Here is a 16946-nt window from a genome sequence, read left to right on the forward strand (position 1 = left end):
AGGAAGCCATTTCGTTGAATGTCGATCGGCCCTAGTCCTACCCCTCGACGATCGGCGCGACGCTGCCCGCCGCGACCGACCAGCGCGCGGTGGTTTCGGTGGTGAAGGTCGGTTCGATCACGCTCGACACGGTGCGGAACTGCGCCTGCGCGCGCGTTGGCGTCAGGGTGAGCAGGAGATAGCCCTTGCGGTCCTGATCGCAGTAGCGGACTTCGGGGCTGCCATCGGCGATGATCGTGCCGATGCCGGGCAGGACCGAGCCATAGGACGGGCTGGAGATCGCGGTCGCGCCGAATTCGGCGGCGACGAGGCGGCCGGCATCGTCGTGCAGGTCGTTCGCCCAGCCGGCATGGCTGTCCCCCGACAGCACGATCGGCCGCGACCCCGCCCGGCGGAACGCGGCATAGAGCCGCTCGCGCGCCGGGGGATAGCCGTCCCAGCTATCGAAGTTGAACGGCAGGCCCGCCTTGTACGATGCCTGCCCCTCGGCGATCCGGTCGCGATAGGCGGCGGGTGCCTTGGCAAGAAACTCGGCATAGCCGGCATCGCCGAGGGCTGCAGCAAGGTCGGGACCGGGGACGCGCGCCATCACCACCTGATTGCCGAGCAACTGCCACGGCCGCTTCGCCGCGACCGACCGGGCCAGTTGCGCCTCGACCCAGTCCTGCTGGCCCTTGCCCAGCAGGTCGCGGTCGGGGCGGGCGCGGATCGCCATCATCCGTGCATAATCGTCGGGCGCGATGCCGGCCCCCTTGGGCGCGGCCTGTTCCGACCGGGCGAGCAGGCGGGTTTCGACCATCACCAGCGTCGCCAGATCGCCGAAGTCGAACGCGCGGTTGATCGCCGCCCATGGCTGGCCCGGCTTGGGATCGCGGATCGGCATCCATTCGAAATAGGCCTGCATCGCCGCCGCCTTGCGCTTGCCCCAGTCGCCCTCGGTCGCGGGATCGTGGTTCTCGGCCCCGCCGACCCAAGCGTCGTTGGCGCTCTCGTGATCGTCCCAGACGCAGAGGAACGCGGCGCGGGCGTGCGCCGCCTGCATCGCCGGGTCGCGCTTGGTCTGCGCATGGCGGGTGCGATAATCGGCGAGGGTGACGATCTCGTGCGCCGGTTCGGGCAGGCGGTTCAGCTTGCGGCCGATGTCGGCGCCATAGCCGTCGGGAGCATATTCATAGATATAGTCGCCAAGATGCAGCACCGCGTCCAGCCGGGGTTCGGCGGCGATCGCGGTATAGGCGTGCCAATAGCCGCCGGGATACAACTGGCACGACACCACCGCCAGCACGACATCGGCGGTGCGCCCACGCGGCAGGGTGCGGAACCGGCCGGTCGGCGAACGGGTGCCGTCACCGCAAGTGAACCAGTACCAATAGTCGCGCCCGGCGGTCAGCCGCGTGACCTCGACCTTGGCGGTGAAGTCGCGCGCGGCGCGGGCGGTGGCGCGGCCGCTGGCGACGGGTGTGCCATCCTCGCTGGTGGCGACATGCCAGTCGAGCGGAATGTCGCCCGTCGCGCCGGCGGGCGGCGTCGCGCGGGTCCACAGGATCGCGCCGTCCGCCGCCGGATCGCCGCTCGCCACGCCATGCCCGAACCGCGCGGGCGGGGTGGCCGCATGGGCCGTGACGGCGGGCAGCGCGAGCGCGGCGCTGCCGCCGATCGTGCGAAGGGCGGTGCGGCGGTTGATCGTCATGGGCGGCAAACCTTGGCAGAAACGGGATAGCCGCCCCCTATGTCGCTGATACGACAGGTCGATGACGTAACCGGACTGTCATTCCTTCCCCCTAGAGGCGGCGCCATCATTAGGGGGATATTGCATGTCGTTCTCGCGTCCGCTCGTCGCGCTGCTCGCGCTTGGTTGTTCGACCACCGCCTTCGCGCAGGCCAATGTCCAGCCGCGCACATCCGACGATGCCGATAGTGCCGCCGAGATCGTCGTGACCGCGCAAAAGATGGAACAGCGGATCGAGGACGTACCCCTCACCGTCACCGCCGTCACCGGCAAGCGGATGGCCGACCTCGGCGTATCGACGCTGGCCGATGTCGCGCAATATATCCCCGGCCTCGTCATCCAGGAACAGAGCGCCAATAATCCGGGCTTCGTGATCCGGGGCATCACGTCGGATTCGGGATCGGCGCAGCAGGGCGCGCGCGTCACTTTCTATTACAACGGCGTCGACATCAGCCGGTCGCGCGGGGCGTATCAGGACCTGTTCGACCTCGAACGGATCGAGGTGGTGAAGGGACCGCAGGCGACGCTGTTCGGCACCGCCGCCGCCGTGGGCGCGGTATCGATTATTTCCGCGCGGCCGCGCCCCGGTTTCTCGGTGGAGGCTGCTGCATCCCGGGGCAATTTCGACCGGACGCAGGTGTCGGGTGTCCTGAATGCGGGGGGCGACACGCTCGCCGGGCGGCTGGCGTTCGCGTATAAATACCGCGACGGCTATGTCCGCAACATCGCGGGCGATGCGACCATCCCGAACCAGAATCAGGGTCGGGTCGATCAGGACGACCTGAACGGGCAGGACCAGCGGGGCATTCGCGGATCGCTGCGCTGGACGCCGACCCCCGCCGTCACCGCCGACCTCGTGCTGACCTATGACGGGCAGCGCAATCCGGGCACCGCGTTCAAGAGCCGCGCGTTCGCGCCGACCGGCGGGCGGACCGGCGATTATGGCACTGCCGAACTGTCGGGATCGCCGCTCAGCGCCGAGGTGCTGGGCAAGCGCAAGCTGGGGCTCGACCGCGACGTGTATGACGCGAACCTGACCGTGCAGGTCGACCTCGCGCCGGGCGTCGTCTTCACCACGGTCAACGGCTATCGCCGCTTCAACAGCCTCGAAACGTTCGACGCCGATGGCGGCCCGGCATGGTATCTAGAATTTGCCGAGGATGCGAAGGGCGACCAGTGGAGCCACGAGGGCCGATTCGCCTTCACCGGTGAAAAGGCACGCGCGTCGTTCGGCTGGAACGCCTTCTTCGAGAATGGCTTTCAGCGCGTGCCGTTCTCGACCGAGGAAGGCACCTATCTCGCCTGTTCGGTCGCCGGGGCCTATGCCGGCGTCCGTGCCGGGCTGAACGCGGCGGGCGTGCCCACCGGCGCGGGCTGTGTCGCCGCCAACGGCACGATTCCGGCGACGCGCGCCACCGCGCTGCTGACGCGCGGGGCGGCCACCGTGCTGCCCTATGCGTCGGAATTCGCCAATTACGGCAACAACGACACCTATTCGGTATTCGCCGACGCGACATGGCTGCCGCTGCCGCAACTGGAGTTGACCGCCGGCGCGCGGGTGCTGATCGAAAATCGCCAGTCGCAGTACAGCTCGGTTCAGCCCTTCTCGCGCATCCTTGCCGGGGCCGGGGTGTTCACCAGCCTGCTCGGCACCGCGAGCACCGGGGGTGCGAAGTTCGAGGCCGAACGCAGCTTCGCCGCCGTGCTGCCGCGCTTCAACGCGCTGGTCCGCCTGAGCGATGCGGTGAACCTGTACGCGACGGTCAGCAAGGGCCGCCGTTCGCCGGTGGTGCAACTGGCCGCCGCGCGAACCGGCACGGCGGCGACCGCCGCCGTCGTTCCCGCGCTCCAGATCGTGCCGGAAGAACTGGTGTGGAACTACGAAGGCGGCATCAAGGGGCGGGTCGGGCCGTTCAGCGGAGCGGCGTCGGTCTTCTACCAACGCTATGACGGGTTTCAGGTCAGCGTGACCGACAATGGCGTGACGACCACCCGTTCGGCCGGGTCGGCCGACAACCTCGGCGTCGAGCTGGAAGGTAATCTCGCGATCGGGCGCGTCCTGTCGCTGTTCGGGACCTTCGCCTATCTCGACGGTGGGATCGGGGACGAAGCGACCAACGGCGTGTTCGCCGGCAACCGCTTCCGCCTCCAGCCCGACATGACCGCGTCGGGCGGCGCGAACCTGCGGGTGCCGCTCGGCGGGCTGACGCTATATGCGGTGCCGAGCGTCACCTATCGCTCGCGCGTGTTCTTCGAACTGCCGAACAATCCGGCGATCGCGCAGGGCGGCTATACGCTGGTCAACGCGCGTGCCGGCGTCGAGATCGGCCGCGACGGACGCTTCCTGATCGGCGGCTTCGCCCGCAACCTGACCAACGAACGCTATCTGATCGACGGCGGCAACACCGGCGGCGGCTTCGGCGTGCCCACCTATATCCGGGGCGAGCCGCGCTTCTACGGTATCGAGGTCGGCGCGCGTTTCTGATCGTACGGTGCGGGAGGCGGCCTGCTTCCCGCACCGGTTGTTGCCGATTGGCAACAGCCGCGATTGTAATGATTACGCAACGATCGCGTAACCATTCTGCCAAACCGGCCGGGCAGGGCCACCCCAACGAGAGAGCGCGACGACGTTCTCGAATGGGGAAACAGACATGGTTGGTATGTGGTCGCGGTCCGGTCGGGCCGTTTTCGTGCGCGCGCTCCTCGCCGGCGCTGCTTTCGTTCCCGTGAGCGCGTTCGCCGCACCGCGCGACGAGCCGGTCGTCGTGGTTGCCGCCGATCCGGCCGCCGTGCCCGAGGAGGATCAGGAAATCGTTGTGCGCGGATCGCGCCCGATCGCCGAATCCGAATCCGCCGCGCTCGAAATCCAGCGTAACAGCCCGGCGCTCGTGTCGGTCATCGCGTCGGACGCGGTCGGCCGTCTTCCCGACCAGAATATCGCCCAGGCGATCAGCCGCCTGCCCGGTGTCGGCGTCGAGCGCGATCAGGGGCAGGCACGCTATGTCAACCTGCGTGGCGCGCCCAAGCGCTGGACCACGCTGTCGTTCGACGGCGTCAACGTCGTCAGCCCCGAAGGCCGCGCCGCACGCTTCGATTCGATCCCCTCGGCGATCGCCAAGCAGATCGTCGTGCGCAAGGCGGTGACGCCCGACATGGTCGGCGAGACGATCTCGGGCAACGTCGACATCATCACCCGCTCGGCGTTCGACCACAACGGCCTGTTCGTCGCGGGCAAGGCCGGCGTCGGCTATGTCGAGCTGGGCGACCGTCGCGAATGGGAAGGCTCGCTGGTCGTGTCCGACCGGTTCGAAACCGGCATCGGCGAAGTCGGCATCGTGTCGTCGGCGACGATGTACCGGCGCGGCATGGTGACCGACAATTTCGAAACCGATTGGGAAGCGGTCAAGGAAGATGCCCGCCCCGGCTTCGGCGACCGCATCTGGGCGCGCGAGACCGAGAACAAGCTCTATCGCCTCGTCCGCAAGAATTATTCGCTGTCGACCCGGCTCGACTGGGAGCCGTCGGCGGGCCACCGCATCTTCGCCGAGACGATCTATTCGGCGTTTCAGGATGACGAACAGCGCAACAACTATATCTTCGATCTCGACGACCAGCAGTCGCGCACCCCGACCGGGACCGCGTCTTGCGTCGTCAACGCGACGCCGGCGGCCGGCACCACCGGCTATGCCGATGTCTGCACCGGCAACACGCCGCTGCGTGGCACCGTCTATGGCATCGATCTGAATTCCAACTTCACGGTTCGTGCCTACAAACAGTCGGTGTTCACCAACACGCTGGGCGGCGACCACGACCTCGATACGTGGCGCGTGTCGTGGCGCGCGAACTATACCCGCTCGATCGACGACCGGACGCAGCCGGCGCAGCTCAACTACGACAGCCCTTCGTTCGGCAGCAACGGCGCGAACGCCGCCAACCGGCTGACCGTCGCCTATGACCTGACCGATCCGCAACTGGCGAAGGTCGAGCTGTACCGCACCATCCGCAATGCCAATGGCACGCTGGGTCGCGGCGAGCGGGTGAGCGCAATCGAGAATTTTCCGCGCACGCTCAGCCGCCTGCGCTCGCTCTACGCCGCCGACACGACCGAGGCGTACACCGCGCGGCTCGACGTAAGCCACGACATTGATGGCCTGCTCGGCAACCGCACGACGATCGCCGCGGGCCTGCGCTTCGACGATCGCACCAAGTCGGTCGACGAACGCCTGCTCGAACTGAACAGCGCGGCGCAGTTCGCCGCTGCGGGCATCCCGACCGGCTATGACCAGATCGCGATCCCCGGCGGGTTTCAGGGTCAGGTTCCGCTGGGCTACACCTTCCAGTATTTCGGGCGCGACAAGCTCCTCGACCTCGTCGACCGGGCCAGGACGGTCGGGGTCTATCGCGACCAGACCGCCAATCTCTACAACGTGAACGAGCGCATCTATTCGGCCTATGCCATGGGCACCGTCACCACCGACTGGGGCAACGTGATCGGCGGCGCGCGGATCGAGCATATCCGCAACAATTCGTCGGCCGCCACGATCAACGGCGCGACTGGCGTCACCACTCCGATCAGCGTCGAGCGCGACATCACGCTCGTCTATCCGAGCCTGCACATCAATTATGACGTCAACGACCGGATGAAGGCGCGGCTGTCGTTCAACACCGGCGCGGCGCGGCCGGATTACGACCAGTTGCGGCCCAATCTGACGTTCAACGACGCCAATCTGACCGTGTCGGGTGGCAATCCCGACGCGAAGCCCGAAAAGGCGATGGGCGTCGATGCCTATGTCGAATATTATGTCCTGCCGCGCGGCTTCCTGTCGTTCGGTGCCTATTACAAGCGGCTGCGCGACGTGTTGTTCGATACGACGCGAACGTTCGGCAGCGATGTGCTGAACGCGAACGGGGTCGACCGCTCGCAATATGTCTATTCGACGATCGACAACGGCGGCGACGGATCGATCCTCGGCATCGAAGGCGCGATCCAGCAGCAGCTCGATCCGTTCGTCGCCGACCTTGGCCTGCCCGACTGGGTCGGCGGCTTTGGCGTGCAGGTGAACGCGACGCTGAACCGCAGCCGCGCCGAAACGCCCGATGGCCGCCGCGTGCCGCTGCCCGGCGCCTCGGACGCGGTCTACAACCTCGGCGTCTATTACGAAAAATACGGCTTCTCGGCACGGGTCCAGTATCAGAACCGCTCGCGCTGGCTCGACGATCTGGGCGATTTCCAGACGATCAACGGCGTGGTGCGCGGTGTCGACGGCGGCGATTTCTACTGGGCCAAGGACAATGAACTCGATGCGTCGGTCCGCTACGCGATCAACCAGAACGTCGAACTCTATGGCAATTTCAGCAACTTGCTGAACGGTCCGGGCCGCCGCTACGTCGGCGACACGCGCTATACGATCGAGCATGAAACCTTTGGCCCGCGCTATCAGGCCGGCGTACGGGTGACGTTCTGATGCGCGCCGCATTCCTTGCGCTGTTGCTCGGCGGATGTGCGGTGACGTCGTCGCCGGTGGCGATGCCCGTCGCAGCGCCGATGGTCGCGGCGGTGGCGGAGACCGATCCGGTCGACACCGCCGCCGATGCTGCCGACGATCCCGCGATCTGGCGCAACCGGCGCAACCCCGCCGCCAGTCTGGTGATCGGGACCGACAAGAAGGCGGGCATCCACGTCTACGACCTGTCGGGCAAGCGGTTGAGCTTCACGCCCGCCGCGCGGCTCAACAATGTCGATCTGCGCGAGATCGGCGGCCGGGTAATCGCGGTGGCGAGTGACCGCGCCGATGAAGCGCAGGCGCATGTGGCGTTGTTCACGCTCGACACGGTCGCGCGGCGGTTGGTGCCGATGGGGCGCTTTCCCGTAGGTGCGGGCGAGGCCTATGGCATGTGCCTGTGGACCCGCAAGGCGGACAAGGCGCTGTTCGGCTTCGTCGTGATGAAGGACGGGCGGATCGATCAGGTCGCGATCGACCTGCCGCCGGGCAAGCCGCCGGTAGTGCGGACGGTGCGGTCGATGAAACTCGGCACCCAGTCCGAGGGCTGCGTGGTCGATGACCGTACGGCCACGCTCTATGTCGCCGAGGAGGATGTCGGGCTGTGGCGGTTCGACGCCGATCCCGCCGCGCCGACGACGCCCACGCCGATCACGAAGGTCGACGGGACGACGCTGGTCGCCGATGCCGAAGGGCTGGCGATCGCGCCCGAGGGGCGGCGGGGCGGCTATCTGGTCGTCAGCAGCCAGGGCGACAATGCCTATAGCCTCTATCGCCTGCCCGATCTGTCCTATGCCGGGCGGTTCCGCATCGGTGGCGGCACGATCGACGGGACGAGCGACACCGACGGGATCGAGTTGATCGCCGGCAATTTCGGGCCGCGCTTTCCCCAAGGGCTGATGGTAGCCCAGGACGGCGACAATGCGCCCGAGACACAGAACTTCAAGCTGGTGTCGTGGCGCGATGTGAAGCGCGCGTTGCGGCTTCGCTGACGGTCGGAAGATTGGTTCACGCGGAGACGCAGAGGGGTTGCGTGTGCGGCGATAGCCGCACCCTTCTTGCAAACGTCGGTTAAGACGGGCGGCTATCGCCGCAGGATGCACCGCCTCCGCGTCTCGGCGCCTCCGCGTGAACCCGATCCGATGCTTAGCGCATCAGCCCGGCAGCCCGCAGCGCGCGTTCGATCGTGGCCTGTACGCCGCCCGCAACGGGTTGGCGTTCCTCGACCACCGGTTCCAGCCGGCGGACGCGCGGGGCGGGGGCGGGCGTCGCGACCGTCGTCGCCGAAGCGGCCGGGGTTCCGGTCAAACCCCATGACTGCGCGATCGCCTCGGTGCTCGACAGGCCGACGTCGAGCATGAACGGTCCCGCCGCGCCGATGCCGCTCGCCGGATCGATCGGCACGCCGTGGCCCATGCCCGCCACGCGCCATTCCTCGACCAGCGCGGTGCCGTCGGGGCCGTTCCAGCTCCGATGTTCCCAGTTCGCTCCCTTGGCGACGGCATCGGGGCCAGCGGTCAGGTCATGGACGCCGCGCCATTGCCCGACCAGCCGGTCGAGATTGCCGACGACGACCGTCGTGTCGGCGCTGCCATGCCATACCGCCACGCGCGGCGCGCCGTGGACGCCGGCTGCCGCCGCACGCACCGCCGCCGCCGCCGCCGCATCGGCCGGCGCGCCGTGCCCGCGCATCCGGTCGAGCGCCTGCGGCACGCCGGTCGCCCCGCCATAGGGCAGGCCGCCGATGATCGCGCCGCCGGCCAGCTTGTCGGGCCAGGTCGCCAGCATCACCGCGCTCATCGCGCCACCGGCCGACAGCCCGGTGACGAACACCCGCGCGGGATCGATCGGATGCAGCGCGAGCACGGCATCGATCATCGCCGCGATCGATTCCGCTTCGCCGCCCAACCGGGCAATATCGGCCGGCTCGAACCAGTTGAAACAGAGGTTGGCGTTGTTGGCCCGCTGTTGCTCGGGGAACAGGACGACGAAGCCTTCGCGATCGGCGAGCGTCGACCAGCCGGTGCCGTGATCGTAGGCGGCGGCGGTCTGGGTACAGCCGTGCAGCGCCACGACCAGTGCCGCGCCGGGCGCGATCGTATCGGGCACGTACAGCCGCCCGCGCAGATTGCCGGGGTTGGGCTGGAACGGTCCCAGCTCGCGCAGCCGGTCGGGTGTGCCGTGCGTCATGCCACCCGCCTGCATCTTGGCAAGTCGCTGGATCGTATCGGAAATCGGTCGCATGGTTCGTCTGCCTTACACGGTCACGGCACCCTTGGGACCGATGCCTTCGCCAAAGGATATGGCGACCATGCTGCGCTGCACAATAGGCAATGCGATGTATACAGGACAGCAGTCTGCCGCCCGGCCTGCCGATATGCTGTAAGGGAGCCGCGTGTCGCGGCGGTCCAAATGGTCGGGGAGAGAGGATTCGAACCTCCGGCCCCTGCCTCCCGAAGGCAGTGCTCTACCAGGCTGAGCTACTCCCCGACGGAGTATCGGCGGGGCGTCGAAAGGCGCCTGCCGTTGCTTGGAGGCGCGCCTATAGCGGGGGGATGCGGGGGCCGCAAGCGGGATTCGCATGTCCACCTGTTTGGCTTTGGGCGCGAAGCTGCTACGGGGCGGATCGACTTTCTCTTATCGATTGTGTGACCGTGGCCACTCCGCTCGACAAACTGCGTAATTTCTCGATCATCGCCCATATCGACCATGGCAAGTCGACGCTCGCCGACCGGCTGATCCAGCGCACCGGCGGGCTCGCCGAGCGTGAGATGTCGGCGCAGGTGCTCGACAATATGGACATCGAGAAGGAACGCGGCATCACCATCAAGGCGCAGACCGTGCGTCTGGAATGGAAGGGCCATGTCCTCAACCTGATGGACACGCCGGGTCATGTCGACTTCGCCTATGAAGTCTCGCGGTCACTGGCGGCGTGCGAAGGCGCGCTGCTGGTGGTCGACGCGGCGCAGGGCGTCGAGGCGCAGACGCTGGCCAATGTGTACCAGTCGATCGAGCACGATCACGAGATCATTCCGGTCATCAACAAGATCGACCTTCCTGCCGCCGAGCCGGAAAAGGTCAAGGCCGAGATCGAGGACCTGATCGGCCTCGACACCAGCCGCGCCGTGCTGGCGTCGGCCAAGGCGGGGATCGGCATCGACGAGATTCTCGACGCGATCATCGACCAGATTCCGGCCCCCAAGGGCGATGCGAGCGCACCGCTGAAAGCGATGCTGGTCGATAGCTGGTACGACCCGTATCTGGGCGTCGTCATCCTGATCCGGGTGATCGACGGGTCGATCCGCAAGGGCCAGCAGATCAAGTTCATGAACGCCGACACGACGCATCTGGTCGACCGCGTCGGCGCGTTCCGGCCGAAGATCGAGCAACTGCCCGACCTTGGCCCCGGCGAGATCGGCTTCATCACCGCGCAGATCAAGGAAGTGGCGCAGACGATGGTCGGCGACACGATCACCGACGCGCGGCGGCCGACCGCCGAGGCGCTGCCGGGGTTCAAGGAAGTCCAGTCGGTGGTGTTCTGCGGCCTGTTCCCGGTCGATGCCGCCGATTTCGACAAGCTGCGCGAATCGATCAGCAAGCTGCGCCTGAACGACGCCAGCTTCACCTTCGAGATGGAAAGCTCGGCGGCGCTCGGCTTCGGCTTCCGCTGCGGGTTCCTGGGGTTGCTGCATCTGGAGATCATCCAGGAGCGGCTGACCCGCGAATATGACCTCGACCTCATCACCACCGCGCCGTCGGTGGTGTATCAGATCGAATTCACCCATCCCGATCCGGCCGGCATCACGCAGATCGACCTGCACAATCCCGCCGACATGCCCGACGTCAACAAGATCAAGACGATCAGCGAGCCGTGGATCAAGGCGACGATCTATGTCCCCGACGAATATCTCGGCGGCATCCTGAAACTGTGTCAGGACCGGCGCGGCATCCAGCTCAACCTGACCTATGTCAGCGGGCGGGCGCAGGCGACCTATGAACTGCCGCTCAACGAAGTGGTGTTCGATTTCTATGACCGGCTCAAATCGCTGTCGAAGGGCTATGCCAGCTTCGATTACGAACAGATCGGCTATCGTGAGGGCGACCTTGTCAAGATGAGCATCCTCGTCAACGAGGAGCCGGTCGACGCGCTCAGCATGATCGTCCACCGCGGCACCGCCGAAGTGCGCGGACGCGGCATGGTGGAGCGGTTGAAGGAACTGATCCCGCGCCACCTGTTCAAGATCCCGATTCAGGCGGCGATCGGCGGTAAGGTGATCGCGCGCGAGACGATCAGCGCGATGCGCAAGGACGTGACCGCGAAATGCTATGGCGGCGACGCCAGCCGCAAGCGCAAGCTGCTCGACAAGCAGAAGAAGGGCAAGGCGAAGATGCGCGAGTACGGCTCGGTCAGCATCCCGCAGGAAGCGTTCATCGCCGCGCTGCGCATGGGCGACGAAAACTGATCGCCTGACCGCCGATCAAGGCCGACCCTGAATCAGAACGGCCCCGGCGCGAAGGGAGCACGCGCCGGGGCCGTCTGGCGTCAAGCGTTGGCGACATCGTCAGACGACGACGTGCATCACCACCTGAACGATCAGCGCCACGCCGGCCCAGCCCACGATCGTCATCCCGGCGATCGTGGCGATAGTCGTGCGCCCGGAAAATTTCGCGTGCATCCTCGGCTCCTCGTCTTTGTCCTGGTTAATCTCTACCAACGTTATTGGGTGATCGTACCGTAGAATGCAAACCCGACTTTCGAATTAACATGATCGTTTTTTACGATGATGGATATTACGGCAACTTCCATGCTGCACCGCAACCGAACCCTACGGAAATGCGGGAACGCCCATCGCGGCTTCCTGATGGAATCATGTCACAAAAGGAACAAACCCGATCTTCAAACGTCGCTTTAACCAAGTAAGCAGGAGAGGATGATGAACGACCAGACGACCAATGCCGCCGATCGCGCGGCGGCCGCGATGCAGGATGCGGGCGAGCGGATGCGCGCGGCGGGCAGCCAGATGGCGGATCAGGGATCGCAGTTCAGCCTGCGCATCCTGTCGCAAGCCGAATCGAATACGCAGGAAGCATTCCGCGCGATGCGCGCGGCGGCACAGGCGAACGACATCAACGAAGTAATGCGGATTCAGTCCGAGTATCTGCGCGCGCAGGGCGAGCGGTCGATGGCGCAGGCGCGCGAGGTCGGCGAGCTGATCGCCCAGTTCGGCCGCAACGCGGTTGGCCAGATGGGCGGCCCGACAGGCGGCCAGGGCTGAGCAACGCAACCGTCGGAGGTGCGTTGTCCCGATCGCCGGATTATGGTTCGGCGGAACGGGGGGCATGATGATTCGATTCCTGATGTGGCTGGCGCTGGCCGTGACGGCTGGCACGACGGCAATGGCGCAGCGGCGTCCGGCGACGGTGCTTGCCGCCGCCAGCCTGCAGGAATCGATGAATGCCGCCGCCGATGTCTGGGCACGACGCGGGCATCCCCGCCCGGTGCTGTCGTTCGCGGCCAGTTCGGCGCTGGCGCGACAGGCGGCGGCGGGGGCACCGGCCGATCTGTTCGTGTCGGCCGATATGGAATGGATGGACTATCTCGCCGCGCGTGGCGTGCTGGCGAGTGCCACCCGCGCGACGTTGCTCGGCAACCGGCTGGTACTGGTCGCGCCCCGGGCCAGCGCCGTGCGGATCGCGCTGCGGCCCGGCTTCGACCTGCGGCAAGCGCTGGGGCAGGGGCGGCTGGCGATGGCCGATCCCGCTGCGGTCCCCGCCGGACGCTATGGCAAGGCCGCGCTCGAACGACTGGGCGCGTGGAACGATGTCGCCCCGTTGGTGGTGCGCGCCGAGAATGTCCGCGCGGCGCTGGCGCTGGTCGAACGTGGCGTGGCGCCGCTCGGCATCGTCTATGCGACCGATGCGAAGGCATCGGCCAGGGTGCGGGTCGTCGCAGTGTTCCCGGCCGCCAGCCATCCGCCGATCGTCTATCCGATCGCGCGGTTGAAGGCGTCGCGTAATCCCGAGGGAGAAGCCTTTCGCCGGTTCCTTGTTAGCGGGGCGGGCAAGGCGGTCTTCGTGCGCTACGGCTTCACCGCGCGTTGATGCCCGATGCGGGCGAATGGGCGATCGTCGCGCTGTCGTTGAAGATCGGCGGCGTGGCGATGCTCGCCACCCTGCCGGTCGCCTATGCGATCGCATGGGTACTGGCGCGGGGGCGGTTTCCGGGGCGGGTGCTGCTCGACGGGATCGTCCACCTGCCGCTGGTGCTGCCGCCGGTCGTGACCGGGTGGCTGTTGCTGCTGGCGTTCGCGCCGCACGGCCCGGTCGGGCGGTGGCTGCTGGCATGGTTCGATGCCAACGTGCTGTTCCGCTGGACCGGCGCAGCGATCGCCGCCGGGGTGATGGCGCTGCCGCTGATGGTCCGGGCGATCCGCCTGTCGCTTGACGGCGTCGATCGCCGGCTGGAAAGCGTTGCGCGCACGCTCGGCGCATCGCGCTGGCGAGTGTTCTGGAGCGTCACCGCGCCGCTCAGCCTGCCCGGCGTATTGGCCGGCATGGTGCTGGGGTTCGCGCGCGCGCTCGGCGAGTTCGGCGCGACGATCACTTTCGTCTCCAACGTGCCGGGCGAAACGGCGACGCTGCCGCTGGCGATCTACAGCGCGTTGCAGGTGCCGGGTGCCGAGGCGAGCGTCGTGCGGCTGGCGGGCCTGTCGGTCGCGCTGTCGCTGGTCGCGCTGATCGTGTCGGAATGGCTGGTGCGACGCGGGGGGCGGCGGGTCCATGTCCTTTGAGATCGACGTGACTGTGCGGCTGGGGGAGGCAGTGGTCGGCGCGGTCGTGCCCGACGACGGCCGCGACACTGGCCTGACCGTGTTGTTCGGCCCGTCGGGGGTCGGCAAGTCGAGCGTGCTGAACATGGTCGCCGGGCTGTTGCGACCGGCGGCGGGGCATGTCCGCGTCGGCGGCGAGACGTTGTTCGACTCGGCGGCGGGAATCGACGTGCCGGTGGCGCGGCGGCGCTGCGGCTATGTGTTTCAGGAGCCGCGCCTGTTCCCGCACCGGCGGGTCGCCGCCAATCTGCGCTATGGCATGGGGCGGGGAACGCCACCGGTCGGTTATGACGATATGGTCGCGTTGCTGGGGCTGGGGCCGCTGCTTCGCCGCTGGCCGGCGACGCTGTCGGGCGGCGAGGCGAAGCGGGTGGCGATCGGACGCGCGCTGCTGTCGGGTGCGCGGTTCCTGTTGATGGACGAGCCGCTGTCCTCGCTCGACCGGGCGCGGCGCGAGGAGGTGATGGCGACGATCGAGCGATTGCGCGACGCGCTCGCCCTGCCGATCCTGTACGTCACCCATGATCTGGCGGAGGCCGAACGGCTGGCGACGCGGATCGTGCGGATGTGACCATCATCCCGCCGCAATCGGCCAGGATGACGGCGCCGAAACGATCGGGAGTTCGGCGATGCGGGTGATGGTGGCGGGTGTGGTACTGGTGATGACGGCACCGGCACCGGTGGCGGCACAGGAAACCGATGGTCCCGACATCGTCGTCACCGCGCCGGGCAAGCCGTTGCAGGTCGATGCGAAACTGTTGCGCATCGCTCAGCGGCGGCTGGCGAAGGATCGCGCTGCGCTGGCCCCGGCGGCCACGCTGCGGTTCGAACTGTGGCGCGGCGGGCAGCGGGTGGCGGCGAACGATCTTGCACTGGTGCTGACCGACGGGACGCGGCAACTGCCGGTGACGGTCGACAGCGACGGCCGTTTCGCCCTGCCGGCGATCCCGGAAGGACGTTGGTTCCTGCGCGGTGGGACGGCGGCACAGGCGCTGTCGCTGCGTCCGCTGGTCCTGTCGCCGGGTACGGGGATCGAGGACCGGCGGCTGGGCGACCTGCGCGCGCAATGCCAGGTAGCGGTGGCGATGGGCAAGGCGCAGGCGTCGATCCTCGCACTGCCGCTGATCGGCGTGTTCGACCTTGCGGGCGGATGCGCCAGCAGCCGTTTCAACTTCTATCACCGCGTCGAACGCCCGCTGGCCAGTGCGGTGGCCGATGCGCCGGGTGGGCCGGTGGTATTGCCGCTGCGCACACAATCCTATCGCCCGCCACTGGCCGACCGGACGTTTGGCAACGAGACGCGGATACGACTCAGCTATCGCTGAGTGGAACCGCCACCCGCGCGCTTTGTCCGCCGCGGGTGAAATAGGCGGCGTCGATCGCGAGGCTGCGCAACTGCCAGCCATCGACGCTGTCGCCGGGGGCGAGTGTGCGGGTGCCGTCGCTGCCACGCATCAGCGCCACCGCGTCGCGGCCCAGCCGTCCGACGATGCCGATCAGTTGCGGTGCATCGGCCGGCGGTGCGGCATCGATGACCGGGGCGGCGAACAGCGGACGGGCGAAGGCGGCGCGCAGCGGCGGGGGTGCTGGCGGCGCGGCGAGTGGCTCCTGCTCGAAACGGTCGGGCACGGGCGTTCTATCGGAGGGCTGCAACAGCCAGAGCGGCACGAGGATCGCCGCCGCGACCGCCGCGATGGCGATCCCCTGTGGCCGGGTCACCCGCGCCATGGTGCCACCATCCGCCCGACCAGCCGGATGCCGCCGGGCACCGGGGTCAATTGCCAGCGGTGCAGCCGCACCGGCGGTTCGCCGCGCTCCAGCGTGTCGACGAACGCCAGCATCGCCTTTTCCGGTCCCGATGCGCGCAGCGTCAGTGCGGCGAGCGCCGGTGGCTGGGGGCCATCGCTGCCGATCGCTTCGATCAGGACGCCGCCGCTGCGCGCCGCCGCCTGCACCCGCGCCGCCAGCCGCCGCCGGGCGTCGGCCGCGTCGTTCGCCGGAAAGGCGGCGGCGGGCACGGCGACCGGTGGCGGCGGCGGAGCGGTGGCCGCCGCCCGCATCGTATCGCGCCACCCTCTGGCCCGATCGAGATCGGCGAGCGCCCGCACGGCCGGAAGCGCGAGCACCGCGGCGAGCGCGACGGCGGCGAGGATCGGGCGGGGGTTCATCGCAGCGCCTCCAGCGTGACCTGCATCCGGCCGTCGACGCGCTTCTGCGCGGTGGGACGCAGGCGGGCGAGCGCGGGATCGCGGCGCAGCGCGGCGATCAGCCGGTCGGGATCGGGGGTGACAATGTCCAACGACAGCCGGCCGGCCGCATCGGCTTCGGCGCGGGCGAGCGAGGCTTCGGGGGGCAGCCCGCGGGCGATACCCTCCATCGTCGCGCCGAGCGGTTGCCGCGACCATGTCTGCGTCAGCGTGGCGAGCGCCGCCGTTCGTGCGTCGCGCGCGGCAATGGCCGGTGCGGCACGGGCGGCGGCGATGCGGCCGTCGGCGCGGGCCGATGCCGCCAGCCACGTCGCCCCGCCCCAGGTGAGCAGGGGGGCGACCACGATCGCGCAGGCGACTGCCAGCGTCGGCCGATCGAACGGCGCGGCGCGGCGCGGCGCTGGCGCGGGTTCGACCGGCGCAGCGTCCGTCCGGCCACGTGCCGCCGCGACCGCGCGGTCGAACAGGCTGGGCGTGCGGGGAGCGTCGTCGTTGGCGGGCAGGGGGTCGGCGGCCATCGTCCGCTCCTACGCCTGCCGCCGGGCGCGGCACAAGCGCGTCACGAAACCGTCGTCATTCCGCCATCCAACTGCCTTCGATCGGCAACCGTCGTGTCGCATGAATACGCCAACGCTGAAAAATGGAGGGCATCGGCGCGACCGATGGTCCGGGACTTAGC

The 16946-nt window shown here is 68.0% G+C and carries 14 protein-coding genes and 1 tRNA gene; 9 read left to right on the forward strand and 6 right to left on the reverse strand.

What is annotated here, in order from left to right; genetic code table 11:
• Positions 1 to 37: 37 nt before the first annotated feature.
• The gene (locus ASE78_RS09210) at positions 38 to 1690 is read right to left on the reverse strand and encodes an alkaline phosphatase D family protein (RefSeq protein ID WP_056495988.1); all 1653 of its coding nucleotides are present in this window, start codon (positions 1688 to 1690) and stop codon (positions 38 to 40) included.
• 124 nt (positions 1691 to 1814) lie between these two features.
• Here ASE78_RS09210 and ASE78_RS09215 point away from each other — a divergent pair, with 124 nt between their 5' ends.
• The 3 genes from ASE78_RS09215 to ASE78_RS09225 all read left to right on the forward strand — a co-directional run bounded on the left by ASE78_RS09215 (position 1815) and on the right by ASE78_RS09225 (position 8222).
• Positions 1815 to 4214 carry a TonB-dependent receptor gene (locus ASE78_RS09215; protein ID WP_056495990.1) on the forward strand — a complete coding sequence of 800 codons (2400 nt, stop codon included), beginning with the start codon at positions 1815 to 1817 and terminating at the stop codon, positions 4212 to 4214.
• 241 nt (positions 4215 to 4455) lie between these two features.
• Positions 4456 to 7194, forward strand: coding sequence for a TonB-dependent receptor (locus ASE78_RS09220; RefSeq protein ID WP_235514964.1), 2739 nt, complete (start codon positions 4456 to 4458; stop codon positions 7192 to 7194).
• Positions 7194 to 8222, forward strand: coding sequence for a phytase (locus ASE78_RS09225; protein ID WP_056495996.1), 1029 nt, complete (start codon positions 7194 to 7196; stop codon positions 8220 to 8222). The genes ASE78_RS09220 and ASE78_RS09225 overlap by 1 nt, the downstream gene beginning before the upstream one ends.
• Before the next feature lie 154 nt (positions 8223 to 8376).
• Here ASE78_RS09225 and ASE78_RS09230 read toward each other — a convergent pair whose 3' ends face one another.
• Both ASE78_RS09230 and ASE78_RS09235 read right to left on the reverse strand, forming a co-directional pair.
• Positions 8377 to 9474, reverse strand: coding sequence for an alpha/beta hydrolase family esterase (locus ASE78_RS09230; protein ID WP_055762882.1), 1098 nt, complete (start codon positions 9472 to 9474; stop codon positions 8377 to 8379).
• 169 nt (positions 9475 to 9643) lie between these two features.
• Positions 9644 to 9720: transfer RNA gene (locus ASE78_RS09235), tRNA-Pro, on the reverse strand.
• 164 nt (positions 9721 to 9884) lie between these two features.
• Between ASE78_RS09235 and lepA the strand changes: the two genes are divergently transcribed.
• From lepA to ASE78_RS09265, 6 genes are all read left to right on the forward strand, one after another.
• The gene (lepA, locus tag ASE78_RS09240) at positions 9885 to 11693 is read left to right on the forward strand and encodes a translation elongation factor 4 (RefSeq protein ID WP_055762970.1); all 1809 of its coding nucleotides are present in this window, start codon (positions 9885 to 9887) and stop codon (positions 11691 to 11693) included.
• A gap of 471 nt (positions 11694 to 12164) precedes the next feature.
• Positions 12165 to 12506 (forward strand): phasin family protein, encoded by a 342-nt coding sequence (locus ASE78_RS09245; protein ID WP_055762967.1) that lies wholly within the window; start codon positions 12165 to 12167, stop codon positions 12504 to 12506.
• 67 nt (positions 12507 to 12573) lie between these two features.
• Positions 12574 to 13332 (forward strand): molybdate ABC transporter substrate-binding protein, encoded by a 759-nt coding sequence (gene modA / locus ASE78_RS09250; RefSeq protein WP_056496454.1) that lies wholly within the window; start codon positions 12574 to 12576, stop codon positions 13330 to 13332.
• Positions 13332 to 14021, forward strand: a complete 690-nt coding sequence (gene modB / locus ASE78_RS09255) for a molybdate ABC transporter permease subunit (protein ID WP_056495999.1) — start codon at positions 13332 to 13334, stop codon at positions 14019 to 14021. The genes modA and modB overlap by 1 nt, the downstream gene beginning before the upstream one ends.
• The gene (locus ASE78_RS09260) at positions 14011 to 14631 is read left to right on the forward strand and encodes an ATP-binding cassette domain-containing protein (protein ID WP_056496003.1); all 621 of its coding nucleotides are present in this window, start codon (positions 14011 to 14013) and stop codon (positions 14629 to 14631) included. The genes modB and ASE78_RS09260 overlap by 11 nt, the downstream gene beginning before the upstream one ends.
• Entirely contained in the window at positions 14582 to 15385 is an 804-nt protein-coding gene (locus ASE78_RS09265; protein WP_056496006.1) for a hypothetical protein, read from the forward strand. Before ASE78_RS09260 ends, ASE78_RS09265 begins: the two co-directional genes overlap by 50 nt.
• Here ASE78_RS09265 and ASE78_RS09270 read toward each other — a convergent pair.
• From ASE78_RS09270 to ASE78_RS09280, 3 genes are read right to left on the reverse strand one after another with little or no spacing between them, the layout of a single operon-like run.
• A complete protein-coding gene (locus ASE78_RS09270; protein WP_056496009.1) occupies positions 15372 to 15788 on the reverse strand; it encodes a hypothetical protein in 417 nt (138 codons plus the stop codon). The two genes, ASE78_RS09265 and ASE78_RS09270, sit on opposite strands and share 14 nt — an antisense overlap.
• Entirely contained in the window at positions 15776 to 16228 is a 453-nt protein-coding gene (locus ASE78_RS09275; RefSeq protein WP_056496012.1) for a hypothetical protein, read from the reverse strand. Before ASE78_RS09275 ends, ASE78_RS09270 begins: the two co-directional genes overlap by 13 nt.
• The gene (locus ASE78_RS09280) at positions 16225 to 16785 is read right to left on the reverse strand and encodes a hypothetical protein (RefSeq protein ID WP_056496014.1); all 561 of its coding nucleotides are present in this window, start codon (positions 16783 to 16785) and stop codon (positions 16225 to 16227) included. The genes ASE78_RS09275 and ASE78_RS09280 overlap by 4 nt, the downstream gene beginning before the upstream one ends.
• Between the last annotated feature and the right edge of the window lie 161 nt (positions 16786 to 16946).

This window comes from Sphingomonas sp. Leaf25, from assembly GCF_001421635.1.
Taxonomy (GTDB): domain Bacteria; phylum Pseudomonadota; class Alphaproteobacteria; order Sphingomonadales; family Sphingomonadaceae; genus Sphingomonas.

Excerpts from the sequence above, each read along its gene's own strand:
- ASE78_RS09270 (WP_056496009.1), bottom strand. The coding sequence starts at position 15,788 with ATGGCGCGGGTGACCCGGCCACAGGGGATCGCCATCGCGGCGGTCGCG.
- modB (WP_056495999.1), top strand. The coding sequence starts at position 13,332 with ATGCCCGATGCGGGCGAATGGGCGATCGTCGCGCTGTCGTTGAAGATC.
- ASE78_RS09210 (WP_056495988.1), bottom strand. The coding sequence starts at position 1,690 with ATGACGATCAACCGCCGCACCGCCCTTCGCACGATCGGCGGCAGCGCC.
- ASE78_RS09260 (WP_056496003.1), top strand. The coding sequence starts at position 14,011 with ATGTCCTTTGAGATCGACGTGACTGTGCGGCTGGGGGAGGCAGTGGTC.
- ASE78_RS09225 (WP_056495996.1), top strand. The coding sequence starts at position 7,194 with ATGCGCGCCGCATTCCTTGCGCTGTTGCTCGGCGGATGTGCGGTGACG.
- ASE78_RS09215 (WP_056495990.1), top strand. The coding sequence starts at position 1,815 with ATGTCGTTCTCGCGTCCGCTCGTCGCGCTGCTCGCGCTTGGTTGTTCG.
- ASE78_RS09275 (WP_056496012.1), bottom strand. The coding sequence starts at position 16,228 with ATGAACCCCCGCCCGATCCTCGCCGCCGTCGCGCTCGCCGCGGTGCTC.
- ASE78_RS09265 (WP_056496006.1), top strand. The coding sequence starts at position 14,582 with ATGATCTGGCGGAGGCCGAACGGCTGGCGACGCGGATCGTGCGGATGT.
- ASE78_RS09245 (WP_055762967.1), top strand. The coding sequence starts at position 12,165 with ATGAACGACCAGACGACCAATGCCGCCGATCGCGCGGCGGCCGCGATG.
- modA (WP_056496454.1), top strand. The coding sequence starts at position 12,574 with ATGATTCGATTCCTGATGTGGCTGGCGCTGGCCGTGACGGCTGGCACG.
- ASE78_RS09230 (WP_055762882.1), bottom strand. The coding sequence starts at position 9,474 with ATGCGACCGATTTCCGATACGATCCAGCGACTTGCCAAGATGCAGGCG.
- ASE78_RS09280 (WP_056496014.1), bottom strand. The coding sequence starts at position 16,785 with ATGGCCGCCGACCCCCTGCCCGCCAACGACGACGCTCCCCGCACGCCC.